The 24,272-nt window shown below is 62.7% G+C and carries 19 protein-coding genes, 1 tRNA gene and 1 other RNA gene; 19 read left to right on the forward strand and 2 right to left on the reverse strand.

What is annotated here, in order from left to right; all coding sequences use genetic code 11:
• The first annotated feature begins 10 nt into the window (after nt 1–10).
• The 7 genes from trxB to NYE40_RS01480 all read left to right on the forward strand — a co-directional run bounded on the left by trxB (nt 11) and on the right by NYE40_RS01480 (nt 6,591).
• Nucleotides 11–958, forward strand: a complete 948-nt coding sequence (gene trxB / locus NYE40_RS01450) for a thioredoxin-disulfide reductase (protein WP_028599289.1) — start codon at nt 11–13, stop codon at nt 956–958.
• A gap of 399 nt (nt 959–1,357) precedes the next feature.
• Nucleotides 1,358–2,308 (forward strand): ROK family glucokinase, encoded by a 951-nt coding sequence (locus NYE40_RS01455; protein WP_028599290.1) that lies wholly within the window; start codon nt 1,358–1,360, stop codon nt 2,306–2,308.
• Nucleotides 2,309–2,374: 66 nt separating this feature from the next.
• On the forward strand, nt 2,375–3,256 hold the full coding sequence (rapZ, locus tag NYE40_RS01460; protein ID WP_028599291.1) for an RNase adapter RapZ: 882 nt from the start codon (nt 2,375–2,377) through the stop codon (nt 3,254–3,256).
• Between the two features lie 12 nt (nt 3,257–3,268).
• Nucleotides 3,269–4,258, forward strand: coding sequence for a YvcK family protein (locus NYE40_RS01465; RefSeq protein ID WP_028599292.1), 990 nt, complete (start codon nt 3,269–3,271; stop codon nt 4,256–4,258).
• A 7-nt stretch (nt 4,259–4,265) separates the two neighbouring features.
• Nucleotides 4,266–5,198, forward strand: coding sequence for a DNA-binding protein WhiA (gene whiA / locus NYE40_RS01470; RefSeq protein ID WP_028599293.1), 933 nt, complete (start codon nt 4,266–4,268; stop codon nt 5,196–5,198).
• 152 nt (nt 5,199–5,350) lie between these two features.
• Entirely contained in the window at nt 5,351–5,620 is a 270-nt protein-coding gene (locus NYE40_RS01475; protein ID WP_028599294.1) for an HPr family phosphocarrier protein, read from the forward strand.
• 179 nt (nt 5,621–5,799) lie between these two features.
• Entirely contained in the window at nt 5,800–6,591 is a 792-nt protein-coding gene (locus NYE40_RS01480; protein WP_052333329.1) for an SIMPL domain-containing protein, read from the forward strand.
• A gap of 156 nt (nt 6,592–6,747) precedes the next feature.
• Here NYE40_RS01480 and clpP read toward each other — a convergent pair whose 3' ends face one another.
• Together clpP and NYE40_RS01490 are read right to left on the reverse strand one after the other, a co-directional pair.
• Nucleotides 6,748–7,329 carry an ATP-dependent Clp endopeptidase proteolytic subunit ClpP gene (gene clpP / locus NYE40_RS01485; RefSeq protein WP_028599296.1) on the reverse strand — a complete coding sequence of 194 codons (582 nt, stop codon included), beginning with the start codon at nt 7,327–7,329 and terminating at the stop codon, nt 6,748–6,750.
• Nucleotides 7,330–7,575: 246 nt separating this feature from the next.
• Nucleotides 7,576–7,650: transfer RNA gene (locus NYE40_RS01490), tRNA-Arg, on the reverse strand.
• A gap of 270 nt (nt 7,651–7,920) precedes the next feature.
• On the opposite strand from NYE40_RS01490, the gene NYE40_RS01495 reads away from it, so the two are divergent.
• The 12 genes from NYE40_RS01495 to NYE40_RS01550 all read left to right on the forward strand — a co-directional run bounded on the left by NYE40_RS01495 (nt 7,921) and on the right by NYE40_RS01550 (nt 24,228).
• Complete coding sequence (locus tag NYE40_RS01495) at nt 7,921–8,946, forward strand: sugar-binding domain-containing protein (protein ID WP_028599297.1); 1,026 nt, start codon at nt 7,921–7,923, stop codon at nt 8,944–8,946.
• A gap of 133 nt (nt 8,947–9,079) precedes the next feature.
• Nucleotides 9,080–10,084, forward strand: coding sequence for a type I glyceraldehyde-3-phosphate dehydrogenase (gene gap / locus NYE40_RS01500; protein WP_028599298.1), 1,005 nt, complete (start codon nt 9,080–9,082; stop codon nt 10,082–10,084).
• 118 nt (nt 10,085–10,202) lie between these two features.
• Nucleotides 10,203–11,384 (forward strand): phosphoglycerate kinase, encoded by a 1,182-nt coding sequence (locus NYE40_RS01505; protein ID WP_028599299.1) that lies wholly within the window; start codon nt 10,203–10,205, stop codon nt 11,382–11,384.
• Between the two features lie 15 nt (nt 11,385–11,399).
• The gene (gene tpiA / locus NYE40_RS01510; RefSeq protein ID WP_028599300.1) at nt 11,400–12,155 is read left to right on the forward strand and encodes a triose-phosphate isomerase; all 756 of its coding nucleotides are present in this window, start codon (nt 11,400–11,402) and stop codon (nt 12,153–12,155) included.
• Nucleotide 12,156: 1 nt separating this feature from the next.
• The gene (gene gpmI, locus NYE40_RS01515; RefSeq protein ID WP_153782585.1) at nt 12,157–13,695 is read left to right on the forward strand and encodes a 2,3-bisphosphoglycerate-independent phosphoglycerate mutase; all 1,539 of its coding nucleotides are present in this window, start codon (nt 12,157–12,159) and stop codon (nt 13,693–13,695) included.
• 132 nt (nt 13,696–13,827) lie between these two features.
• The gene (gene eno / locus NYE40_RS01520) at nt 13,828–15,123 is read left to right on the forward strand and encodes a phosphopyruvate hydratase (protein WP_028599302.1); all 1,296 of its coding nucleotides are present in this window, start codon (nt 13,828–13,830) and stop codon (nt 15,121–15,123) included.
• A 162-nt stretch (nt 15,124–15,285) separates the two neighbouring features.
• Nucleotides 15,286–16,050: a sugar phosphate isomerase/epimerase gene (locus NYE40_RS01525; RefSeq protein WP_028599303.1), complete on the forward strand. Its 765-nt coding sequence runs from the start codon at nt 15,286–15,288 to the stop codon at nt 16,048–16,050.
• Between the two features lie 243 nt (nt 16,051–16,293).
• On the forward strand, nt 16,294–16,524 hold the full coding sequence (gene secG / locus NYE40_RS01530) for a preprotein translocase subunit SecG (protein ID WP_028599304.1): 231 nt from the start codon (nt 16,294–16,296) through the stop codon (nt 16,522–16,524).
• Between the two features lie 169 nt (nt 16,525–16,693).
• Nucleotides 16,694–20,404 (forward strand): RNB domain-containing ribonuclease, encoded by a 3,711-nt coding sequence (locus NYE40_RS01535; RefSeq protein ID WP_339279208.1) that lies wholly within the window; start codon nt 16,694–16,696, stop codon nt 20,402–20,404.
• A 65-nt stretch (nt 20,405–20,469) separates the two neighbouring features.
• On the forward strand, nt 20,470–20,955 hold the full coding sequence (gene smpB / locus NYE40_RS01540) for an SsrA-binding protein SmpB (protein WP_028599305.1): 486 nt from the start codon (nt 20,470–20,472) through the stop codon (nt 20,953–20,955).
• A 232-nt stretch (nt 20,956–21,187) separates the two neighbouring features.
• Nucleotides 21,188–21,551, forward strand: a transfer-messenger RNA (tmRNA) gene (gene ssrA / locus NYE40_RS01545).
• Nucleotides 21,552–21,762: 211 nt separating this feature from the next.
• Nucleotides 21,763–24,228: an ankyrin repeat domain-containing protein gene (locus tag NYE40_RS01550; RefSeq protein WP_127464372.1), complete on the forward strand. Its 2,466-nt coding sequence runs from the start codon at nt 21,763–21,765 to the stop codon at nt 24,226–24,228.
• Nucleotides 24,229–24,272 lie beyond the last annotated feature (44 nt).

Below are 24,272 nucleotides of genomic sequence, written 5' to 3' on the forward strand. Positions count from 1 at the left end.
GAGTTTCATCGTGTACAAATCCATCATTATCGGTACCGGACCTTCCGGGCTCACCGCCGCCATCTATCTTGCCCGCGCCAACCTGAATCCGCTCGTCATCGAGGGACCGGAGCCGGGCGGACAGCTGACGACGACGACCGAGGTCGAGAACTTCCCTGGTTTCCCTGACGGCATCCTTGGCCCTGACCTCATGGCCAACATGCGCAAGCAGGCGGAACGGTTCGGCGCCGAATTCCGCACGGGCTGGGTCAACAGCGTCGACCTCTCGCAGCGTCCGTTCAAGCTCCAGGTCGAGGGCCAGGGCGAGCTCGTCGCCGAGTCGCTCATCATCTCCACCGGCGCGTCCGCGCGCTACCTGGGCATCCCGGGGGAAAAAGAAAACGTCGGCCGCGGCGTCAGCACCTGCGCGACCTGCGACGGCTTCTTCTTCCGCGGCAAGAAAATTGTCGTTGTCGGCGGCGGCGACTCCGCGATGGAGGAGGCGAACTTCCTGACGCGCTTCGCGACCGGCGTCGACCTGGTTCATCGCCGCGACGAGATGCGAGCCTCCAAGATCATGCAGGACCGCGCTCGCGACAACGAGAAGATCAGCTTCGCGCTCAACCGCACGCCGCTGGAGGTCGTCGCCGGCCCGCTCGGCGTCACCGGCCTCAAGGTGCGCAACAACGAGACGAGCCAGGAAGAGCTCATCGAGACCGACGGCATCTTCGTCGCGATCGGCCACACGCCGAATACGAAGTTCCTCGGCGGGCAGGTCGACACGGACGATCACGGCTACATCGTCGTGAAGCCGGGCACGACCGAGACGAACGTGCCGGGCGTGTTCGCTTGCGGCGACGTGCAGGACACGAAGTATCGCCAGGCGGTCACCGCCGCGGGCAGCGGCTGCCAGGCCGCTCTGGACTGCGAGAAGTTCCTTGAAGGCTCGATGGTCCATGACTGGAGCCAGTCCCTATAAGCTTGCTTCGGGCGTCCCCATCCTTCCGGATGGCGGACGTTTCTTTTTACGGGGAAAAGCGGATCGCCCTGCGGCTAACGTCGATCTGCAACGTCAGGCGCGAAGGTCGGCGAGAGACGGGGCGGACCCGGTATTGCCTGGTCATGCGGCAGTTTGGGCAGCGCCCCGAAGACGCTTCGAGAGCGGTCTGAAAGCCATTCGAAAGCCATCAGAAAGCCATCCAAAAGCAATCCGAGAGCAATCCAAAAACGATTCAAAAGCCCTTCCCGGCGCTCCCGAAAAGCCGCGAGAGGCCAGCTTCGGCGCGGTTCGCCGGGGGGCGTTGTTACCTTGACCTAACCCATGCCTTCGCTTATAGTAGCTAAAGAAGTTAAACTAATTCGTTGAGGTGGCTATCACATGTCAGAGACGATCTACGTTGGAGCAGATATCGGCGGCACCGCCATTAAAGTTGGAGTATGCAGCGCGGCGGGCGAATTGCTCCAGACGTACGAGGGACCGACCGAGGCGAGCCATGGGGCGGACCGCATCGTCGACAATATCGTCAAGTACGTGCGCCATATCGTCGATGCGACCGGACATTCCTGGGAGCAGGTAGGCGGCGTCGGCGTCGGAATCGCCGGATTCCTCGACATTCCGAACGGCATCGTGAAGTTCTCCAACAATTTGAACATACGCAACGTTCCGCTGAAGCAGATGCTCGAGGATCAGCTCGGCGTCATCGTCAAGGTGAACAACGACGCCAACGTGGCCGCGCTTGGCGAGGCGTGGGGCGGAGCCGGCCGCGGCGTGCCGAACTGCGTCTGCTACACGCTCGGCACGGGCGTCGGCGGCGGCGTCATCATCGGCGGCCGCATCTATGAAGGCTACAACGGCATGGCCGGCGAGCTTGGCCATATGTCGATCGTGCCGGATCTCGAAGCGATCCAATGCACCTGCGGCATGACGGGCTGCCTGGAGACGGTCTCCTCGGCGACCGGCATCATCCGCATGGCCAAGGACGCCGTCGCCCGCGGGGACAAGACGAGCCTGTCGCTCGTGCCGAACCTCATGGCCAAGGAAGTCATCGACGCCGCCAAGGAAGGCGACGAGGTGGCGGCCCGCATCGTCAACCGCGCGGCCTACTACCTCGGCCGCTCGATGGCCGCGACGGCGGTCACGCTCAACCCGCAGCGCTTCATCGTCGGCGGCGGCGTCGCCAAGGCCGGAGATTTCCTGTTCGACCAGATCCGCGAGGTGTTCGCCAAGTATACGCAGCCGGAAGCCAAGGAAGGCGTCGAGATCGTCGCGGCCACGCTCGGCAACAATGCCGGCGTCGTCGGAGCGGCCGGCCTCATCCTTCGCTCCTAGTCCGGCCCGCCGCCGCCTCGCGCGGCGGCTTTTCGGCTTGATCCAGCCGCAGGAAGGGGAATCCCGATGGAAACCAACTCACCCCAGCTCGTCATCATCACCGGCATGTCCGGCGCAGGCAAAACGATCGCGGTGCAAAGCCTCGAGGATCTCGGCTTCTTTTGCGTCGACAACCTGCCGCCCGTCCTCATTCCCAAATTCGCGGAGCTGATCGACGGCTCGAGCGGCAAGATCGCCAAGGTCGCGCTCGTCATCGACCTGCGCGGCCGGGAATTCTTCACGGCGCTGGCGGATTCGCTGGAGCATATTCGCACTCATTTCACGATCCCGTACGAGATCCTGTTCCTCGACGCCACCGACAACGTGCTGGTGCGCCGCTACAAGGAGAGCCGCCGCCGCCATCCGCTCGCCCCGGAAGGGCTGCCGCTCGACGGCATCGCGATGGAGCGCCGGCTGCTGGAGGAGCTCAAGGACTCGGCGACCCAGATCATCGATACGAGCAATCTCAAGCCCGCCCAGCTCAAGGAAGCGATCATCTCGCGCTTCACGAACCTCAAGCAGTCCCGCTTCTCCGTCAATGTGACCTCGTTCGGCTTCAAGTACGGCATCCCGATCGACGCCGACCTGATCTATGACGTGCGCTTCCTGCCGAACCCGCATTATGTGGATCACCTTCGTCCACGCACCGGACGGGAGCCCGATGTATATGAATATGTTATGAAATGGCCCGATACCCAGACGTTTCTGACCAAGCTGCTGGATATGCTTCAATTCCTCATTCCTTTATACCGCAAGGAAGGCAAGAGCCAGGTCGTCATCGGCATCGGCTGCACGGGAGGCAAGCACCGCTCCGTGGCCATAGCGGAATATCTCGGGCGGATGCTCGGCAGCAGCGAGACGGAGTCGGTCCGGGTCAGCCATCGCGATGCTGACCGCGATCGCCCCTAAGGCGGGAGTGCAATGGCAAGAAAAAGGTCTGCGGACCCGAAAAACCCCAAGATCGTCGTCATCGGAGGCGGGACCGGCCTGTCGGTCATGCTGCGCGGCCTGAAGGAGAAGCCCCTCGACATTACGGCGATCGTCACGGTCGCCGATGACGGCGGCAGCTCCGGCGTGCTGCGCAGCGAGCTGCAGATGCCGCCTCCGGGCGACATCCGCAATGTGCTGATCGCGCTCGCGGACGTGGAGCCGCTGCTTTCCGAGATGCTCCAGTACCGCTTCTCCAATGGCACCGGCCTGGCCGGACATAGCCTGGGCAACCTGATGCTGGCGGCGATGACGGACATCTCCGGCGACTTCGTCACCGGCATCCGCGAGCTGAGCCGCGTGCTTGCCGTGCGCGGCACGGTGCTGCCGGCGTCCGACCAGTCGATCGTGCTCAAGGCGGAGCTCGCGGACGGCTCGATCGTCGAAGGCGAGTCGAGCATTCCGCTGGCGGGCCAGCCGATCAAGCGGGTATTCATCGAGCCGGCGGACGTGGAGCCGCTCGAGGAGGCGTGCCTGGCGATCCAGGAGGCCGACGCCATCCTGATCGGACCGGGCAGCCTGTACACGAGCATCATTCCGAACCTGCTCGTGCCCAAGCTCGCCGACTGCATCGTGCAGTCGAGCGCGATCAAAATTTTCATCTGCAACGTTATGACCCAGCCGGGGGAGACGGACGGCTACTCGGTGAGCGATCATCTGGAGGCGATCGAGCGCCACGTCGGCCACCAGCTGTTCGACTACATCATCGTCAACGACGGCGAGATTCCGCCGCAGGTGCAGGACCGCTATGCCGAGATGGGCGCCCAGGCGGTCCAGCTCGATCTGGACGAGGTGACGCGTCAAGGCTACAAAGTCATCGCCGACCGGCTCGTGCTGTTCCGCACCTACCTGCGGCATGACGCCGTGCGGCTGAGCCATCATATCTACCAGCTCGTCGACAGCTGGATGGACCGAAAGGGGTGAGAGAGGGATGTCCTTCGCCGCTCAAACGAAAAAAGAGCTGACGCTCGTCGAGAACCAGGATGCCTGCTGCGAGCAGGCGGAGCTTTCCGCGCTCATCCGCATGAACGGCTCGGTGCATCTGTCCAGCCGCAAGGTCATTCTGGACATCTCCACCGAGAATGCAGCCATCGCCCGCAGAATCTACAGCCTTATCAAGAAGCTGTTCGACGTGCATACGGAGCTGCTGGTGCGCAAGAAGATGCGGCTTAAGAAGAACAACGTCTACATCGTGCGCATCCCGGCGCGGGTGCAGGAGATCCTCAAGGAGCTGAACATCGTCTCCGAGGGCTTCATGTTCAACCAGGGCATCGACAAGGACATGATCCGCAAGCCATGCTGCAAGCGAGCCTACATGCGCGGCGCGTTCCTCGCCGGCGGCTCGGTCAACAATCCGGAGGGCTCTTCCTACCATCTGGAGATCGCCTGCATGTACGAGGAGCACTGCTCCGCGCTCGTCACGCTCGCCAACAAGTTCGGCCTCAACGCCCGCTGCATCGAGCGCAAGAAGGGCTTCGTCTTTTACATCAAGGAAGGCGAGAAGATCATCGAGCTGCTGAACATCATCGGCGCGCATCAGGCGCTGTTCAAGTTCGAGGATGTCCGCATCATGCGCGACATGCGCAACTCGGTGAACCGGATCGTCAACTGCGAGACGGCCAATCTCAACAAGACGATCGGCGCGGCCGTGCGCCAGATCGACAACATCCGGCTGCTGCAAAAGGAGCTCGGCCTCGAGAACCTGCCCGAGAAGCTGCGGGAGGTGGCGGAGATCCGGCTGCAGCATCCTGACATGAACCTCAAGGAAGTCGGCGAGATGCTCAAGGGCTCCGTCAGCAAGTCCGGGGTCAACCACCGATTGCGCAAGATCGACGAGCTCGCCGAAAAAATCCGGGGAAGCTGAACTTTCATGTTGCGCCGGCCGATGGTATAATGAAAGCAATTGTCACGCAAGGTAAGGTCCGTTCCACCCGGCGGCCCTTTGCAAGAGCATGCCTCACGTTCGCCTTCCGGCGGCCATGCAGCAATGAATTAGGATTAGGGGGTATAGAGTTCATGACAAGACAACCCGTAGTCGTGAGACTGAAGACGGGTCTTCACGCAAGACCGGCCGCGCTCTTCGTCCAGGAAGCGAATAAATTCTCCTCCGAGATCTTTGTCGAGAAGGACGAGAAAAAAGTGAACGCCAAGTCCATCATGGGCATCATGAGCCTTGCCATCAGCTCCGGCACCGAAGTTCACATCAGTGCTGAAGGTTCGGACGCCGAGCAGGCTGTAAACGCTTTAGTATCGCTCGTCAGCAAGGAAGAGCTGGAGAACCAGTAGGTCTCGGCCTGCCGGTCCCCAAGCTTGATTCGCTGCGGCTCCCGAGGCTCCCGATCCGGGGGCTTTTTTTGCGTTTTGGCCATTGGCCGAAGCCCCCGTTGGGAATCCTAACCTGCATGTGCAACATTTTCAGGCGGGCGAGCGTTTCAAAGGACAAACCGAAACGGAGGCGAACAGGTATGGGAAGCAAACAAGGATTCGGCAAGCTGGCAAGTCAAGGCAAGGTGCTGCTGCTGGCGGCCTCGCTGACGGCAGGATCGCTGCTGGCTCTGAACGGAGCCGGCGTGCTGGACTCGGGATCAAAGCCCGTCTATGCGGCGGAGCAAGGAGCGGCGATGGAGAACACGATCGCAGTGCAAGGCGTAGGCAAGCTGTCGGTGGCGCCGGATATCGCGTATGTCACAGCGGGCGTGAACGTGACGGCCAAGACGGCGAAGGAGGCTCAGGCCGGAGCGGCCAAGCGGTACGACGCGGTCGTCAAAATGCTTAAAGGAACCTACAGTCTGGCGGACAAGGATCTGAAGACGACGTCCTACTACGTGCAGCCGCAGTACCGCTACACCGAGAAGGAAGGCCAGGTGCTGACCGGCTATACGGCCACGCATGAGCTGAGCATCTCCTGGCGCAGCATCGACAAGACCGGGGAGCTGCTCGACAGCCTCGGAAGCGCGGGCGCGAACCAGATCAGCGGCGTCTCCTTCGGCACGGAAAAGACGGACGCGTATACGAACGACGCGCTCAAAAAAGCGCTCGACAACGCGCGCGTCAAGGCGGAGGCGCTTGCCGCCGCTGCGGGCCGCTCGCTCGGTCCGGTCGTGAACATCACCGAGAACGGCGCGCAGGCCGTGCCGGTGTACCGCGAGATGGCGCAGATGAAGGCCATGGCTGCCAGCGACAGCGCTTCGACCTCCGTCGAGCCGGGCCAGGTCGACGTGCAAGGCCAGCTGACCGTCGTGTACCAGCTGAAGTAGCATAGCTCTCGGCCAGCCCCGGTCTGCCGCGGCAGCCGCAGCGCCGCGCAGGATGGCCTGCGCGCGTGCCCGCGACGGCCGCGAGAGCGTCGAAACGCAAAGCGCCGCCCCTTCCGATTCGGAAGGGGCGGCGCTTTTTGCCTGTCGCAGCCTGGCTTACAGCTTCTCGATGACCTTGTCGACGAGGCCGTACTCGCGGGCGGCGTCCGCGCTCATGAAGTAGTCGCGGTCGGTGTCCTTCTCAATGCGCTCCAGCGGCTGACCGGAACGCTCGGCGAGAATATGGTTGAGCTTGTCGCGCATCTGGAGGATGCGGCGCGCGCGGATCTCGATGTCGCTGGCCTGGCCTTCGGCTCCGCCGAGCGGCTGATGGATCATGACCTCGCTGTTCGGCAGCGCGTAGCGCTTGCCCTTGGCGCCCGCGGCCAGCAGGAACGCGCCCATCGAGGCGGCCATGCCGACGCAGATCGTCGAGACGTCAGGCTTGATGAACTGCATCGTGTCGTAAATCGCCATGCCGGACGTGATGGAGCCGCCGGGGCTGTTGATGTAAATGGAGATGTCCTTCTCCGGATCGTCGGCGGCGAGGAACAGCAGCTGGGCGATGACGGAGTTGGCGACCATGTCGTTGATGCCGGTACCGAGGAAGATGATGCGGTCCTTGAGCAGCCTCGAGTAGATGTCGTAGGCGCGCTCGCCGCGGTTGCTCTGCTCGATGACCATAGGCACGTAGTTCATGTTCATGTGCAAGTCCCTCCTTATATCCTCATTAAGGTTGTCACTGCAGGTGCTTTTTTCATTCTACGAGAATCGATTGTTAAAGTCAAATTTGGTCAAAGAGGTCGGAGACGGCTTCGCCAAGCCGGTTCAATAGCCCATTTTAACCGGCTCGGGCGCCTCTTAAACGAGGCTTGCAAAAACAAAAAAGGATCGCGCCCTGGAGGGACGCGATCCCATGTATCGGAAAAGCATGATGTGAATGATTGGCGCGCCCGCTAGGAATCGAACCTAGATCTCAGGCTCCGGAGGCCTACGTCATATCCATTGGACCACGGGCGCATGTATGCTTGAAAAGCGTAACGTCTAAGATTGTATAACAGCCTGCCAGAAAAAGCAACACTAACCTGTCCGGCTTCCGGAGGGCTCCGTTTCCCTGCTGCTGCTGGAAAACATTTAGGTCGAAAGGCGTGTCGGCAACCGTTTTCATCGGGTAAAGGTCCCTTGCGGGTCCTCGGCAGAAGGAGTACAATGAGGTTGTGGGACGTTTATTGAATAGCTGGGACATTAATTGTCCCGTACGGATAGCTAACGAGTGGAGTTGGAGCGCTCATGCGCAGCCTTATTGATTTGCAGCGTCAGCTGGTGCCCGATCTGCTGGAGACGGTCCGTCTCCGCTATGGGATTCTCCATCAGGTGCTCGTGGCGGACATGATCGGCCGCCGCTCGCTCGCTTCGGCGCTCGGCATGACCGAGCGGGTGCTTCGGGCCGAGACCGACTTCCTCAAGGAGCAGGGCTTCCTAGAGATCAACGCCTCCGGCATGCGCGTCAGCCAGAGCGGCCGGCGCCTGCTCGAGGAGATGGAGCCGGTGCTGAGCGGACTGCTCGGCCTGTCCAACCTGGAGGAGCAGCTGCGGACGCGCTTCGGCCTGAGCAAGGTCGTCATCGTGCCGGGCGACTCCGACCACTCCGCCAGCACGAAGCGGGAGCTCGGACGCGCCGGGGCGTCCGCCCTGCTGGGACAGCTGCGGGAGGGCGACGTCGTCGCCGTCACCGGCGGCTCCACGCTCGCACAGGTGGCGAGCCATCTTAACGCCCCCGTCCCGCATCCGAGCAATCTGTTCGTGCCGGCCAGGGGCGGGCTCGGAGAGAGCCTGGAGTACCAGGCGAGCACGATCGTCTCGGCGATGGCCAAGCGCACCGGCGCCCAGTACCGGATGCTGCATGTGCCGGACCATCTGAGCGAGGAGGCCTATACGAGCCTCATGCACGAGCCCGGCGTCAAAGAGGTCGTCGGCGTCATCCGCGGAGCCCGCATCGTCATCCACGGCATCGGCGACGCGATGACGATGGCGCGGCGACGGCGAGTGGAATCGGATGTCGTCGAGGAGCTCCGCCAGGAGGGGGCGCTCGCCGAGGCGTGGGGCTACTACTTCGACCGGGCCGGATCCGTCGTGCACAAGATGCCGACCGCCGGCATCCGGCTCGAGGACATCATGACGACCGAGGTTGTCATCGCCGTCGCCGGCGGCAGGTCCAAGGCCGAAGCGATCGCGGCGGTGCTGCGCTTCGGCCACGAGGATGTGCTCGTGACCGACGAGGCGGCCGCGCTGGAGATCGCCGCGATGGCAGACTAGACCGGCGATCCGCGTCGCAACCGCGACCGTGAATGAAGGCGAAGCGGGCTCTGCGCCTGACAGGGGCAGGGCCGAGCGCTTCGCGTTGAAGGATCATGCAGGACCATCACCTAATTTCAGGAGGTTTTCAACCATGGTAAAAGTTGGTATTAACGGATTCGGACGTATCGGACGCAACGTATTCCGCGCCGCTCTGAACAGCAGCGAAGTTCAAATCGTCGCCGTCAACGACCTGACCGACACGAAAACGCTGGCTCACCTGCTCAAATACGACACGACGCACGGCGTGCTGGACGCGACCGTCGAAGCCAAAGAAGGCGCGCTGATCGTCAACGGCCGCGAAATCAAAGTGTTCGCCGAGCGCAATCCGGAAAACCTGCCTTGGTCCTCCGTCGGCGCTGAGATCGTCGTCGAGTCGACGGGCATCTTCACGGCGAAGGAAAAAGCCGAGCTTCACCTGAAAGGCGGCGCGAAAAAAGTCATTATCTCCGCTCCGGCTACGAACGAAGACATCACGATCGTCATGGGCGTCAACGAAGAGAAATACGACGCGGCTTCCCATACGGTCATTTCCAACGCTTCCTGCACGACGAACTGCCTGGCGCCTTTCGCCAAAGTCCTGAACGACAAGTTCGGCATCGTCAAAGGCATGATGACGACGGTCCACTCCTACACGAACGACCAGTCCGTGCTGGACGTGCCGCACAAGGACCTGCGCCGCGCCCGCGCTGCCGCAGAGAACATCATTCCTTCCTCGACGGGCGCTGCCAAAGCCGTCTCCCTCGTTCTGCCTGAGCTGAAAGGCAAGCTGAACGGCATGGCGATGCGCGTGCCGACGAAAAACGTGTCCGTAACGGATCTCGTCGCCGAAGTGAAAAGCAACGTCACGGTAGAAGAAGTCAACGCGGCCCTCAAAGAAGCGGCTGAAGGCCCGCTGAAAGGCATCCTGTACTTCTCCGACGAGCCGCTCGTATCGAGCGACTACAACGGCAACCCGGCTTCCTCCACGATCGACGGCCTGTCCACGATGGTCGTTGAAGGCAACATGGTCAAAGTCGTGTCCTGGTACGACAACGAGTGGGGCTACTCCAACCGTGTTATCGACCTGGCGGCTTACATCGCCTCCAAAGGGCTGTAAGAAGCGGCGCTTAACTGCATAGACAGCGGTAAGGTTAAAGAGGAGAGGCGAGCGTTTCGTTCTCCTCTTTAACGATGTTTAACCCATAGAAACCTATATATCGGGAGGGCGAGCAGCTGTGAGCAAAAAAAGTGTTCGTGATGTGGAAGTAGCAGGAAAGCGCGTCTTCGTGCGCGTCGATTTCAACGTGCCGATGGAAGACGGCGCGATCACCGACGATACCCGGATCCGCGAGACGCTGCCGACGATCCAGCATCTCATCGAAGGCGGCGCGCGCGTCATCCTGGCGGCCCACTTCGGCCGTCCGGGCGGAGAAGTCAAGGAAGAGCTGCGCCTGACCCCGGTCGCGGCGCGCCTGTCCGAGCTGATCGGCAAGCCGGTCGCCAAGGCGGACGACACCGCCGGTCCGGACGCCCAGGCTAAAGCCGCGGCGCTCCAGGACGGCGACGTGCTGCTGCTGGAGAACACGCGCTTCAACGCCGGCGAGGAGAGCAACGATCCGGAGTTCGCCAAGCAGCTGGCTTCCCTGGCCGACCTGTACGTCAACGACGCGTTCGGCGCCGCGCACCGCGCGCATGCTTCCACGGAAGGCATCGCTCATCTGCTCCCGGCCGTATCCGGCCTGCTGATGGAGAAGGAGCTGGACGTGCTCGGCAAAGCCCTGAACAATCCGGAGCGTCCGTTCACCGCGATCGTCGGCGGCTCCAAGGTGAAGGACAAGATCGACGTCATCAACAAGATGATCGAGATCGCCGACAACATCCTCATCGGCGGCGGCCTGAGCTACACCTTCTTCAAGGCGCAAGGCCATGAGATCGGCCAGTCGCTCGTCGACAACTCCAAGCTGGACCTGGCGCTCGAGTTCATCGAGAAGGCCAAGAAGCTCGGCAAGAACTTCCTGCTGCCGGTCGACATCGTCGTCACCGACGAGTTCAGCAAGGACGCCAACACGAACATCGTCGGCGTCGACGGCATCCCTTCCGACTGGGAAGGCATCGACATCGGACCGAAGACGCGCGAGCTGTACGCGAACGTGATCAAGGACTCCAAGCTGGTCGTCTGGAATGGACCGATGGGCGTGTTCGAGATCGAGCCGTTCTCCCACGGCACGCGCGCCGTCGCTCAGGCTTGCGCCGAAACGGCGGGCTACACGGTCATCGGCGGCGGCGACTCCGCGGCGGCGGCCGAGAAGTTCGGCCTTGCGGACAAGATGGACCACATCTCCACCGGCGGCGGAGCATCCCTCGAATTCATGGAAGGCAAAGCCCTCCCGGGCGTTGTCGCCCTTAACGACAAGTAGAGAGGAGAACAACCCATGGCAAGAACCCCGATCATCGCAGGCAACTGGAAAATGTTCAAGACCGTCTCCGAGGCGGTCTCCTTCTTCAACGAAGCGAAAGGCGGCGCTGAGGTCGATGGCGTCGAGAGCGTCATCTGCGCTCCGTTCACGACCCTTCCGGCTCTCGTCGAAGCGGCCAAAGGCACTTCCATCGCCATCGGCGCGCAAAACCTGCACTTCGAGGACAACGGCGCGTACACCGGCGAAATTTCCGGCGTCATGCTGGCCGATCTCGGCGTGAAGTACGTCATCGTCGGCCACTCCGAGCGCCGCGCGTACTTCGGAGAGACGGACGAGATCGTGAACAAGAAGGTCGTCGCGGCGTTCAAGCACGGCCTGACTCCGATCCTGTGCGTCGGCGAGAAGCTCGAGGAGCGCGAGGCCGGCGAGACGAAGGACGTCTGCAAAGTGCAGACGGAGGGCGGCCTGAAAGGCCTGACGGCGGAGCAGGCGGCCGAGACCGTCATCGCCTACGAGCCGATCTGGGCGATCGGCACGGGCAAGTCGTCCACGGCCGAGGATGCCGAGGACGTCATCGCCTATATCCGCCAGGTCGTCGCAGGGCTGTACGACCAAGCGACGGCGGATGCGGTCCGCATCCAGTACGGCGGCAGCGTGAAGCCGGCCAACGTCAAGGAATATCTCGGCCAAGCGAACATCGACGGCGCGCTCGTCGGCGGCGCCAGCCTGGAGCCGGCTTCCTACATCGCCCTCGTCGAGGGGGCGAAGTAAGATGGCTCCCAAACCGGTTGCGCTCATCATCATGGACGGATTCGGCCTTCGCAGCGACATCGTCGGCAATGCCGTCGCGCAGGCGAACAAGCCGAACTATGACCGCTTCCTCGCGGAATATCCGAACACGACGCTGACCGCTTGCGGCGAGGCGGTCGGCTTGCCGGAGGGCCAGATGGGCAACTCCGAGGTCGGCCATCTCAACATCGGCGCCGGCCGCATCGTCTACCAGGATCTGACCCGCATCACCAAGTCGATCCGCGACGGAGAGTTCTACGACAACGACACGCTGATCGGCGCCGTGCGCCACGCCAAGCTGAACGGCAAAAAGCTGCATCTGTACGGCCTCGTCAGCGACGGCGGCGTCCATAGCCATATCGCGCATCTGTTCGCGCTGCTGGAGCTGGCCAAAAAGGAAGGGCTGGAGCAAGTGTACATCCATGCCTTCCTTGACGGCCGCGACGTCGCGCCGGACAGCGCGGTCGGCTACCTGACCGAGCTGCAGGGCAAAATCGAGGAGCTCGGCATCGGCCGCATCGCGACCGTGCAGGGCCGCTACTACGCGATGGACCGCGACAAGCGCTGGGAGCGCGTCGAGAAATCGTACCGCGCGATGGTGTACGGAGACGGCCCGCAGTACACGGACCCGATCCTGGCGGTGCGCGAGTCGTACGAGAAATCCGTCTTCGACGAGTTCGTCATGCCGACGGTCATCGTCGAGGCGGACGGACAGCCGGTCGCGCTGGTCGAGTCCGAAGACGCGGTCGTGTTCTTCAACTTCCGCCCGGACCGCGCGATCCAGCTGTCGCAGGTGTTCACCAACGAAGACTTCCGCGGCTTCGACCGCGGGGACAAGGCTCCGGCCAACCTGTACTTCGTCTGCCTGACGCTGTTCAGCGAGACGGTCGGCGGCTTCGTCGCCTACAAGCCCAAAAACCTCGACAACACGTTCGGCGAGGTGCTCGTGCAGAACGGCAAGACGCAGCTGCGCATCGCCGAGACGGAGAAGTATCCGCATGTGACGTTCTTCTTCAGCGGCGGCCGCGACCAGGAGCTGCCGGGCGAGACGCGCGTGCTCATCAACTCGCCGAAGGTCGCCACGTACGACCTCAAGCCGGAGATGAGCGCCTACGAGGTGGCCGACGCCGCCGTGCGCGAGATCAACTCGGACAAGCATGACGCGATCATCCTGAACTTCGCCAACCCCGACATGGTCGGCCACTCCGGCATGCTGGAGCCGACGATCAAGGCGGTCGAGGCGACGGACGAATGCATGGGACGCGTCGTCGACGCGGTGCTGGCCAAGGGCGGCGTCGTGCTCATCACGGCCGACCACGGCAACGCGGACATGGTCATCGGACCGGACGGACGCCCGTTCACGGCGCATACGACGAATCCGGTGCCGCTGATCGTCACGCAAAAAGGCGTGCAGCTGCGCGAGGGCGGCATCCTCGCCGACATCGCGCCGACGCTGCTCGACCTGATGGAGCTGCCCAAGCCGGCCGAGATGACCGGCCTGAGCCTCATCCGCCCGAGCTGACGGCGGTTGCGGCCGACAGGCGCGGGCCTTTCGGCCCGCGCCTTCGCCCGCACTCGTTCCGCGGCTGGCAATCGGTTATACTGGTTACAGCCTGCTACAACCAACTCAATTCCTTGAAGGAGTGTTCAAACTATGTCTATCATCGTTGACGTATACGCACGCGAAGTGCTCGACTCCCGCGGCAACCCGACCGTCGAAGTCGAAGTATCCCTCGAATCCGGCGGCAAAGGCCGCGCGATCGTTCCGTCCGGCGCCTCCACCGGCGCTTACGAAGCTGTCGAGCTTCGTGACGGAGACAAAGGCCGCTACCTCGGCAAAGGCGTCCTGAAAGCCGTCGAGAACGTAAACACGCTGATCGCTCCGGAAATCATCGGCCTCGACGCGCTCGACCAAGTGCTGATCGACCGCAAGATGATCGAGCTGGACGGCACGCACAACAAAGGCAAGCTGGGCGCGAACGCGATCCTGGCCGTGTCGATGGCGGTGGCGCGCGCGGCTGCGGACGCGCTGGACGTGCCTCTCTACACGTACCTGGGCGGCTTCAACGCCAAGGTGCTGCCGGTGCCGATGATGAACATCATCAACGGCGGCGAGCATGCCGACAACAACGTCGACGTGCAGGAGTTCATGGTGCTGCCGGTCGGCGCGGAAAGCTTCAAGGAAGCGCTGCGCATCGGCGCCGAGATCTTCCACAGCCTGAAGTCCGTCCTCAAGGACAAAGGCCTGAACACGGCTGTCGGCGACGAAGGCGGCTTCGCGCCGAACCTCGGCTCCAACGAAGAGGCGATCACGACGATCATCTCCGCCATCGAGCGCGCGGGCTACAAGCCGGGCGAGGACGTCTTCCTCGGCATGGACGTCGCCTCCACGGAGTTCTACAAGGACGGCAAGTACCACCTCGAGGGCGAAGGCAAGTCCTACACGTCGGCTGAATTCGTGGACCTGCTCGCCGAGTGGGCGGACAAGTACCCGATCCTCACGATCGAGGACGGCTGCTCCGAGGACGACTGGGAGGGCTGGAAGCTGCTCACCGACAAGCTGGGCGGCAAAGTGCAGCTCGTCGGCGACGACCTGTTCGTGACGAACACCGAGCGCCTGGCGGACGGCATCGACAAAGGCGTGGGCAACTCGATCCTCGTCAAGGTCAACCAGATCGGCTCGCTGACCGAGACGTTCGACGCGATCGAAATGGCGAAGCGCGCCGGCTACACGGCGGTCATCTCCCACCGCTCCGGCGAGAGCGAGGACAGCACGATCGCCGACATCGCCGTAGCGACGAACGCCGGCCAGATCAAGACGGGCGCTCCGTCCCGCACGGACCGCGTCGCCAAGTACAACCAGCTGCTCCGCATCGAGGACCAGCTCGGCTCCACGGCCCAGTACGCCGGCCGCAGCGCGTTCTACAACCTCAAAAGCTTCAAGAAATAGAGCTCTCTCATCCTGTCCGCCTTGTGCGGACAGGATTTTTTTAGGTTCGTTAGGCCAAAATCACAAACAAACGGCGCAAAAACCGGCATAGCCCGCCGTTCCCTGAAAACGCTATACTGAGGCTAGGCTAGACGAACCTATCGAACAGGCGGTGTTTAAGCGATGGCAAAACCTCAAGTCGGACTGCAGCTGTATACGCTGCGCGACCAGACGGAAAAAGACTTCCTCGGCACGATCCGCAAGGTCGCTGATATGGGCTATAAGTACGTGGAATTCGCGGGCTACTTCAACACGAGCCCGGCGGATCTGAACAAGGTGCTGGAGGAGACGGGCATCCAAGCGGTGTCCGCGCATGTCGGCCTGAACTTCAACGATCCGAACAAGATGGAGGCGGACCTGGCGGAGCAGATCGAGTACGCAAAGGCGATCGGCCTCAAGTATCTGATTACGCCGTGGGCTCCGCTGCCGGAAAACCCGCAGCTGGAGGACGTGGACAGCCTGGCCTCGACGCTTGAGAAGGCGGCCCGCCAGGTGAAGGAGGCCGGCCTGATCTACGGCTATCACAACCATGACTTCGAGTTCAAGCAAGTCGACGGAACTCCGGTCATCGACCTGCTGCTGCAAAAAATTCCGGCCGACCTCATGATCATGGAGTTCGACCTCGGCTGGGTGCATATGGGCGGCCAATCGCCGGTCGAATACGTGCAGCGCTACGCAGGACGCACCCCGATCGCGCATCTGAAGGACTTCGGCGTCGGACGCCGCGACACCGAGGTCGGCAGCGGCTCGGTCGAGTTCGACCCGGTATTCGCGATCGCCGAGGAAGCCGGCATCGAATATTTCATCGTGGAGCAGGAGGAGTTCGCCAGCTCCTCGCTCGAAAGCGCCAAGCTGAGCCTCGACTATTTGCGCGGCAAAGGCTACTAGGCCCGCGGACGCAGCCCTTCCGCAGGAAGCCCGTTCGGACCGGTAGGGTTCGGACGGGCTTTTTCGGAGCGGAAAGGACGCGCTTGTTTCCACAGGCCTGGCTATGGTACAATGAAACCGCTGTTTATGATTTGGTTTTGCCCATGCAAGCCGCTTGCTGGCCGCAGGAGACGGCCTGCATGTGCAAAACTCATAGCGGCAGGCAGCCGGGAGGCTGTACGAAGGCTGGGAGGTAACGTACGCATGGATATTTTCCTGAAGATTCTGCTCGTGATTTTTTCCCTCGGACTGATTGCGGTAGTTCTGCTGCAAAAAGGTAAGAGCGCTGGCCTCTCCGGAGCGATTTCCGGCGGAGCGGAGCATCTGTTCGGCAAGCAGAAGGCGCGCGGCCTGGACCTGTTCCTGCAGCGCCTGACGATCGGGCTCGCCGCCGGATTCTTCATCGTCGCGCTGCTGGTCGCCTACCTGAAATAGCACGGAATACAGCCTTGAGGAAGCGGGGGAATCCCCGCTTTTTCTTTATATTCCGGAACGTTGGCGGTTGATGAGGCCCGAATTCGTGTATACTATCAAGGAGATAGAAGTGGCTGGATCTGCCAGGATAGCAGGACGGGTCCTTACGGCACGAGGTGAGAAGGAGAACATGACCATCGAACATCAAACATTGCTCGACTTGATGAACCAGCCGGCTTACAAGCCGATGACGTATCAAGAACTGGAACGGCAGCTCGGCATCGACAACGCCTCCGATTTCAAGGCGTTCCTGAAGCTGCTCAATGAGCTGGAGGATCAAGGAGCGATCTTCCGCAACGACGCAGGCGCATACGGCCTGCCGCAGCATATGGACCTGCTCAAGGGCCGCCTTCAGGTGCATGCCAAAGGCTTCGCGTTCCTGCTGCCCGAGGACAAGACCCACCCCGACGTCTATATCGGGGCGAACGATCTGAACACCGGCATGAACGGCGACACCGTGCTCGTCCGCGTCCAGACGCGCGGACCGGGCGGCGGACGCATGGAAGGGGAAGTCGTGCGCGTCGCCGAGCGGGCCGTCAAGCAGTTCGTCGGCACGTTCGAGAGCCATGAGAGCTTCGGCTTCGTCTCGCCGGACGACAAGCGCCTCGGCCGCGACATCTTCATCCCGCAAGGCTCGTTCGGCGGAGCGGTGACCGGCATGAAGGTCGTCGTCGACATCACGCACTACCCGCAGGGCCGCGCCGCGGCTCAGGGCGAGGTCGTGGAGGTGCTCGGACACAAGAACGATCCTGGCGTCGACATCCTGTCGATCATCCGCAAGCATCAGCTGCCGGAGAGCTTCCCGGACGACGTGATGGCGGAGGCCGAGGCGGCTCCCGACTCCATCACGGAGGAGGAGATCGTCAGCCAGGGCCGGCGCGACCTGCGCGCCAAGACGATCGTCACGATCGACGGCGAGGACGCCAAGGACCTCGACGACGCGGTCAACGTCGAGCGGCTGCCGAACGGCAACTACCTGCTCGGCGTCCACATCGCCGACGTCAGCTACTACGTCCGCGAGCGCAGCGCGCTCGACCAGGAAGCGTACCGCCGCGGCACGAGCGTCTACTTGACCGACCGCGTCATCCCGATGCTGCCGCATCGGCTGTCCAACGGCATCTGCTCGCTGCATCCGCAGGTCGACCGGCTGACGATGAGCTGCGAGATGGAGTTCGACGCCTCGACGCTGAAGCGCGTGCGCCACGACATCTTCACGAGCGTCATCCGTTCCAAGGAACGCATGTCGTATACGAACGTGCGCAAGATTCTGACTCCGGTGGAGGAAGAGACGGCGGAAGCGATCGTGGCGGACGAGTCTCTGGAGCCGTTGCAAGCGTCTCAGGCGGACTTCGCGTCCGACGAGGCGGAGTTCGACCCGAGCCTGAGCGCGCCGGCCGAAAAGCTGCCTCCGGGCGGCATGGGCACGATCGTCGCCGACGATGACGGCGGCGTGCCGCGCCAAGCGGAGGAGGAAGAGGAGCCGTTCGTCGAGGCCTCGAGCGACGAGGACGAGGATGAAGGCGTCCGTCAGCCGGAGCGGCTGAGCCGTCCGTCGGACATGGGCCTCATCATTCCCGGAGGCGATGCCGGCAGTCCGGGCGAAAATGCCGACGAGGAGTTCGCTGCCGATGACGAGCCGGATGCTCCGGCCGCGCAGGCGGACGACGGCGAGCCGTATCCGCTGCGCGGAGCCGGAGCCGGCGGACCGACGCGCTCCCGCGAGTCGGACAATCCTTGGATGGCGCAGGAAGCGCAGCCGGTCATCAACAACAAGCCGATCCGCAAGGCGGAGAAGGTGCGCACGCGGCAGGAGGACTTCGACCAGCTGGACGCCTTTGCCGGCGGACAGGCTCCGGCTTCTCAGCCGGCCGAGACGGATGCCGAGCGCGAAGCGCGGCTCGCCGCCGAGCGCCAGGACCGCGCCGAGCGGCGCGCGGAGCGCGAGCAGCTGCTGGAGCGCTATGCCGAGCTCGTGCCGACGTTCCAGCTGATGGAGGAGCTCGCGATGAAGCTCCGCCGCCAGCGCATGAACCGCGGCGCGATCGACTTCGATTTTTCGGAATCGAAGATTCTCGTGGACGACGAAGGCAAGCCGACCGACATCATCAAGCGCGATCGCACGATCGCCGAGATGATCATCGAGGAGTTCATGCTGGCGGCGAACGAGACGGTGTCCGAGCATTTCTTCTGGCTCAAGGTGCCGTTCCTCTACCGGGTGCACGAGAATCCGGAGGGCGAGAAGCTGATGACGTTCATCCAGATCGCCTCGAACTTCGGCTACTCGGTGCGCGGCAAGAACAACACGGTCCATCCCAAGGCGCTGCAGTCGCTGCTCGAGGAGATCAAGGGCACCAAGGAAGCAACGGTGCTTTCGACGATGATGCTGCGCTCGATGAAGCAGGCGCGCTACGATGCCCAGAGCCTCGGCCACTACGGCCTGGCGGCGGAGTACTACAGCCACTTCACGTCGCCGATCCGGCGCTATCCGGACCTGGTGATCCACCGGATCATCCGCGAGGTGCTGGAAAATGGCGGCACGCTGTCCGAAGCCCGCATCGAGGCGCTTGCCGCCCGCATGCCGGACATCGCCCAGCAGTCGTCGGAGCGCGAGCGCGTGGCGGTCGACGCCGAGCGGGATACGGATCAACTCAAGAAATGCGAGTTTATGCTCGATAAAGTAGGAGAAGAGTTCACGGGCCTCATCAGCAGCGTGACCGGCTTCGGAATTTTCGTGGAGCTGCCGAACACGGTAGAAGGTCTCATAAGGCTAAGCAGCCTGAACGACGATTACTACCACTTTGACGATCAGCAGATGATCCTCATCGGTGAGCGCACCTCCAACATGTATCGCATCGGAGACGAGGTGAAAGTGCGCGTGGAGCGGGTAGATATGGATGATCATCAGATTGACTTCGCGATGGTCGAAGGTGGTTCGCGCGGAGCCGCTCAAGGAGGCGGAGCGCGCGGGAAGGGCCGCGGAGCCAAAGGGCGCCGCGGCAAGGAAGCCGCCGGCCGTGCAGGCGGCCAGCAAGGCGGCGCAGCCGCCGGGCGCGCCGGCGCAGGCGGCAGGCCCGCCGCGCAGGGCGGCGGGTCGCCGGCAGCGCCGGCGAGCGGCGCGCGTCCGAGCGCGCAGCGCGGACGCGGAGCCGGCGAAGCCGGCGGCCGCGGCCCGGGCGGAGCCGGGCGCGGTCCTCGCGGGGGCGGCGGCGGCAGAGGCCGCCGCGACAGCGGGTTCGGCCCCAACGGCTGGCGGGGCAGCATGCCGGAGGATATCCCGAACGTGCGGGATGACAATCCTTGGAGCGTGCGCGAGGGCGGCAAGATCGAGAGCACGAAGCGCACGGACATGTGGGGCTTGCCGGTGCCGCCGGCCAGCCTCGGCAACCGTGGCGGACGTCCGGGCGCAGGCCCGGCAGCGGACCGCAGCCGCGGACGCGGGCCGTCTCCGGACGGCGCGCCGCGCGGCGGACGCCCTAAGGGCGGACGCGGTCCGACGATCAGCGGGGCTTCCGCTGCAGAGGGCCAGACGGCCGCAGGCGTGCCGCAGGAGCAGGCCTCCAGCGGAGCCAAGGCGAAGCGCAAGCGCCGCAAAGGCAGCAGCACGGCGCCGTCCATCCGCGAAGTGACGCGGGCGGACATCGCCGATCTGTTCCGGGACATGGATCCGGAATCGCGCGCTTCCGTCACGCCGGACGCGGTTCCGGCCGAGGGCGGCTCCAAGCGCAGCCGTTCGCGCCGCAAGAAGAACAAAGGCGCCGCAGGCGCTCCGCCGGTGAGCGGCGGCGATGCGGGAACGAATCCGAGCTCCGCGCCTCAGGGCGGATCGGATTCCGCCGAGTAAGCAGACATGGACAGGGGTTGCCGAACCGGCAATCCCTGTTTTCAACGAAAGGAGGAGATCGAGGCATGGCTAAAAACAAAGATCAGTCGCAGAAGCCGCTCGCTCAGAACAAGAAGGCCTCGCATGATTACTTCATCGAGGAGACGTACGAGGCCGGCATGGTGCTGATGGGGACGGAGATCAAGTCGCTGCGGACCGGGCGGGCGAACTTGAACGATGCGTTCGCGACCGTACGGAACGGCGAGATATTCCTTAACAACCTGCATATCAGCCCGTTCGAGCAGGGCAACCGGCATAATCCGACCGATCCGACGCGCGCGCGCAAGCTGCTGCTGCACAAGGCGCAGATCGCCAAGCTGTACGGCCAGTCCAAGCAGGATGGCTACTCGATCGTCCCGCTCAAGATCTACGTGCGCAACGGCTACGCCAAAATCCTGATCGGACTCGGCAAGGGCAAGAAGCAGTACGACAAGCGCGAGTCCGCCGCCAAGCGGGATGCCCAGCGCGACATTCAGCGGGCGCTGCGGGAGAAGCAGAAGGTGGCTCGCTAGCTCCTGCTGCCTGCCGCCAGATTTTCGGGCGTTGCTGACGCCAGGTCGCATAAGACCTGCTTCCAGCGTTTCGCTTCGCTTTTTCCGATTCACCTGTGGTATACTAGGAGTATCAAGTTACGTTGGCTTTGAATTTGCAATGCTGTGCGAGTGTCTCGCTCAGTCCTTGCGCTTCGGACCGCCGCGCGGCTGCTGCAGCTTAGGTGCATGCGCCGGCAGGACGGATCTGTCCGGGGGCGTTTATGGATTCGACGGGGGTAGTTCGAGCATGGGTTGCGGGTAGTGGGGACGCGTCCGCTTCATCAACGCTAAAGCCTATTAAATGGCAACCAACGTACAACTTTAGCAGCAGCCTAAGAAACTGTATGCTAAGCTCCTCTCCAGCATCGCCTATGTGCCGGATGTAGGGGCTCACCCTTAGTAGGCTACGCTGTTCGGTCTCCGCCTGGGGTCGGCAGAAGAAGACAATCAGGCTGACTTGTGAGATAGCCGGTTACGGGGCGCTCTTGCAAGTGACATCAAATCCGTGACTACACCCGTAGATGCCTGTGTGCCGTTGCCTTCGGACAGGGGTTCAAATCCCCTCGCCTCCATTAAAAGAAAAACCCACAACCCGAAAAGGTTGTGGGTTTTTGCTTTATCTGGATTTGAATGTAGAAGACGAATTCTTGCTTAGACTAAAAAAAGAGGAAGAAAAGGGAATGAAATCCGCTATAATAAGGCGAAACCATTCCTTTGTTGTCATTATAGTCGTGTCAGGGGGCTGTTCAGTTGACGCCAGCGCAGTTTGAAGAAACCGTAAAGAAATTGGAAGAGAAATCTCGGATCAGCCCATCTGCCTACCGGTTGAAGGTGCTGGGTATTGTCGGGCTGGGCTTCGCCTATTTGATCGGCATCCTGCTTCTTCTCGCAGGAAGCATAGCGGCGCTTGTCGTCGGGCTCTCGGGGAAGGCGTCCGTGCTGCTCGTCAAGCTCGTCCTTCCGCTGGCCGGCCTGATCTGGATGCTGGTCCGCTCGCTGCGCATCAAGTTCGACGAGCCCGAAGGCATCCCTCTGACCCCGATCAATGCTCCCGGACTGTTCCGCGAAATCAGCGGCCTGGCGTCCAGCCTGCGGACGCTCCGCATCCACAAGGTGCTGCTGACCCCGGAGTTCAATGCCTCGGTCGTGCAGATTCCTCGCTTGGGCCTTTTCGGATGGCAGCGCAACTACCTGATGATCGGACTGCCTCTTCTCCAGGCGATGCCGATGAACGAGTTCCGCGCCGTGCTGGCTCATGAGATGGCCCATCTGTCCCGGTCCCACAGCAAGTTCCATGGCTGGATCTATCGGGTGCGCCGGGCATGGGGCCAGCTGATGGACAAGCTGGAGGAAAAGGACAGCGCCTGGGTCCTGCTGTTCCAACGGTTTTTGGACTGGTACAGTCCCAAGCTTGGCGCATATACGTTTGTCCTGGCACGGGACAACGAGTATGAAGCCGACCGGCTCGCCGCGGATGCCGCTGGAGCCCGCTCCGTCGCTTCGGCTCTTCTGCGGATCCGCATCGCTGGAGCCCGTCTGCAGTCCGACTTCTGGCCCGGATTGGAGCGGCGGGTCCGAGGAGCGGAGCCCATTCCTGCCGTGCACTCCTTGATGGGACAGGAGCTCGCCCAGCCGCAGCCGGCAGCGGAAGCAGAGCGGCTTCTGCGGGAGGCGATGCTTGTAGAGACGGCATACGACGATACGCATCCTTCTCTGCGCGACCGTCTGGAGGCGCTGCAGCAGACCGCTTCCGTGCCTGATCCTGCCTATGCCTCTTGCCTTCAGGAGCTGCTGGGAAGCTCTGCGGAGGAGCTTACATCCCGCCTGGACGACCAATGGAAGCAAGAGACGGCCGACTCCTGGGCAGAGCGAGTGGAGAGCTATCGGGAGATGGCCAAGGAGCATGCCGAGCTGAGCTGCCTGGATTCGGATGAACTGACCGACAATCAGCTATGGGGCTTGGCTCGCCTCGAGGAAGAGCTGAACGGCCCGACTTCCGCGCTCCCGCTGTACGAGCGGCTGATCGCCCGCAATGATCGGCTCGCTCACGCCTATGCGGCTGCCGGAAGGGCGCTCATGAAGCAGGAGGGGGCGGCGATGGAAGCGCAGGCGGCGGCTTACTTGAGCCGTGCTGCTGAGCTGGACGAGGATTATGCGCTGAGCGCCTATGGCGAGCTGGCGGATTATTGCACCCGGATCGGCATGGCCAGGGAAGCCGAGCAATACCGGGACAAGCAGGTCCGATTCCTGGAGCGGCTCCGTCAAGGGCAGCTGGAGCGCGCTTCGGTGCTGCCGACCGATTCCTTCGTGCCGCATGGCCTGGAAGCGTACGAGCTGGCTCCGCTGACGCAGGAGCTGAGGCAGTACCCGATCTTGCGGGAAGCCTATCTCGTGCGGAAAGTCGTGACGCATTTCCCGAACAAGCCGAAGTTCGTACTCCTCATCCGCAACAAGCGGAAATGGAGGGTGTGGAGCCGTACGCTTGCCCGGCTGATGGTCCGGAATCTGGCCAAGGAGGAAGCGCTCCCGAGCGGGACGAGCATCATCGTGCTGAACACGTCCCGCCGGTTCAAGCCGGTTCAAGAGCAGGCTCTTCTTCATCCGCATGGAGTGCTGTTCCGTAGGGAATCGGCCTGGACGCCGGCGGCGATGCTCCGCAGCCTGTCCTCCCGGAGGATGATGGAGGCGATCGCCAAAAGAAGGACCGGTGCGGTCCGCTTCTGGCTGGCCATGGGCGCCGATCCGAATCGGATCGAGCAGGGGATGCTGCCTCTGTCGATGGCGGCAAATCAGGAGGATCTCGTCACGATGAAGCTCTTGGCGGAAAAAGGCGCCCGCATCGACGAGAAGAATGAGGACGGCAACACGCCATTATTCTGGGCAGCGTATCAGGGGGACGAGGAAGCGGTGAACTGGCTGCTGGAGCAAGGGGCGGATCCGAACGTGCGGTATCTGACCGGACGTTCCGTGCTGTCGGCAGTATGCATGCACGGTCATGCAGCCGTGCTGAAGATCCTTTTGAACGCCGGCGCCCGGCCGATCTACACCTGCCATGCAGACGGTGAGACGCCTCTGATGATCGCGGCCTACAACGGGCATGCGGAATGCGCCTCGCTGCTGCTGGCCGCAGGAGCGGACCCGGAGGTTCGGGACAAGCACGGCAATACGGCGCTCAGCTTCGCCAAGGACTGCGGCCACGAATCCGTCGTTCAGGCGCTGCTCGACCATGCTTCCCAGGAGCAGCCTGCTTGAGGACATGTCCCCAAGCGTAGAGGTGCCTTCCGGGACGGATCCTT

Origin of the sequence: Paenibacillus sp. FSL W8-1187, assembly GCF_037965485.1 — a bacterium.
In the GTDB taxonomy this organism is placed as follows: domain Bacteria; phylum Bacillota; class Bacilli; order Paenibacillales; family Paenibacillaceae; genus Paenibacillus_O; species Paenibacillus_O pasadenensis.

What these genes read in the sequence shown, in the direction of transcription:
- NYE40_RS01455 (WP_028599290.1), top strand. Translation starts at nt 1,358, where the DNA reads ATGTCAGAGACGATCTACGTTGGAGCAGATATCGGCGGCACCGCCATT.
- rapZ (WP_028599291.1), top strand. Translation starts at nt 2,375, where the DNA reads ATGGAAACCAACTCACCCCAGCTCGTCATCATCACCGGCATGTCCGGC.
- NYE40_RS01465 (WP_028599292.1), top strand. Translation starts at nt 3,269, where the DNA reads ATGGCAAGAAAAAGGTCTGCGGACCCGAAAAACCCCAAGATCGTCGTC.
- whiA (WP_028599293.1), top strand. Translation starts at nt 4,266, where the DNA reads ATGTCCTTCGCCGCTCAAACGAAAAAAGAGCTGACGCTCGTCGAGAAC.
- NYE40_RS01475 (WP_028599294.1), top strand. Translation starts at nt 5,351, where the DNA reads ATGACAAGACAACCCGTAGTCGTGAGACTGAAGACGGGTCTTCACGCA.
- NYE40_RS01480 (WP_052333329.1), top strand. Translation starts at nt 5,800, where the DNA reads ATGGGAAGCAAACAAGGATTCGGCAAGCTGGCAAGTCAAGGCAAGGTG.
- clpP (WP_028599296.1), bottom strand. Translation starts at nt 7,329, where the DNA reads ATGAACTACGTGCCTATGGTCATCGAGCAGAGCAACCGCGGCGAGCGC.
- NYE40_RS01495 (WP_028599297.1), top strand. Translation starts at nt 7,921, where the DNA reads ATGCGCAGCCTTATTGATTTGCAGCGTCAGCTGGTGCCCGATCTGCTG.
- gap (WP_028599298.1), top strand. Translation starts at nt 9,080, where the DNA reads ATGGTAAAAGTTGGTATTAACGGATTCGGACGTATCGGACGCAACGTA.
- tpiA (WP_028599300.1), top strand. Translation starts at nt 11,400, where the DNA reads ATGGCAAGAACCCCGATCATCGCAGGCAACTGGAAAATGTTCAAGACC.
- gpmI (WP_153782585.1), top strand. Translation starts at nt 12,157, where the DNA reads ATGGCTCCCAAACCGGTTGCGCTCATCATCATGGACGGATTCGGCCTT.
- eno (WP_028599302.1), top strand. Translation starts at nt 13,828, where the DNA reads ATGTCTATCATCGTTGACGTATACGCACGCGAAGTGCTCGACTCCCGC.
- NYE40_RS01525 (WP_028599303.1), top strand. Translation starts at nt 15,286, where the DNA reads ATGGCAAAACCTCAAGTCGGACTGCAGCTGTATACGCTGCGCGACCAG.
- secG (WP_028599304.1), top strand. Translation starts at nt 16,294, where the DNA reads ATGGATATTTTCCTGAAGATTCTGCTCGTGATTTTTTCCCTCGGACTG.
- NYE40_RS01535 (WP_339279208.1), top strand. Translation starts at nt 16,694, where the DNA reads ATGACCATCGAACATCAAACATTGCTCGACTTGATGAACCAGCCGGCT.
- smpB (WP_028599305.1), top strand. Translation starts at nt 20,470, where the DNA reads ATGGCTAAAAACAAAGATCAGTCGCAGAAGCCGCTCGCTCAGAACAAG.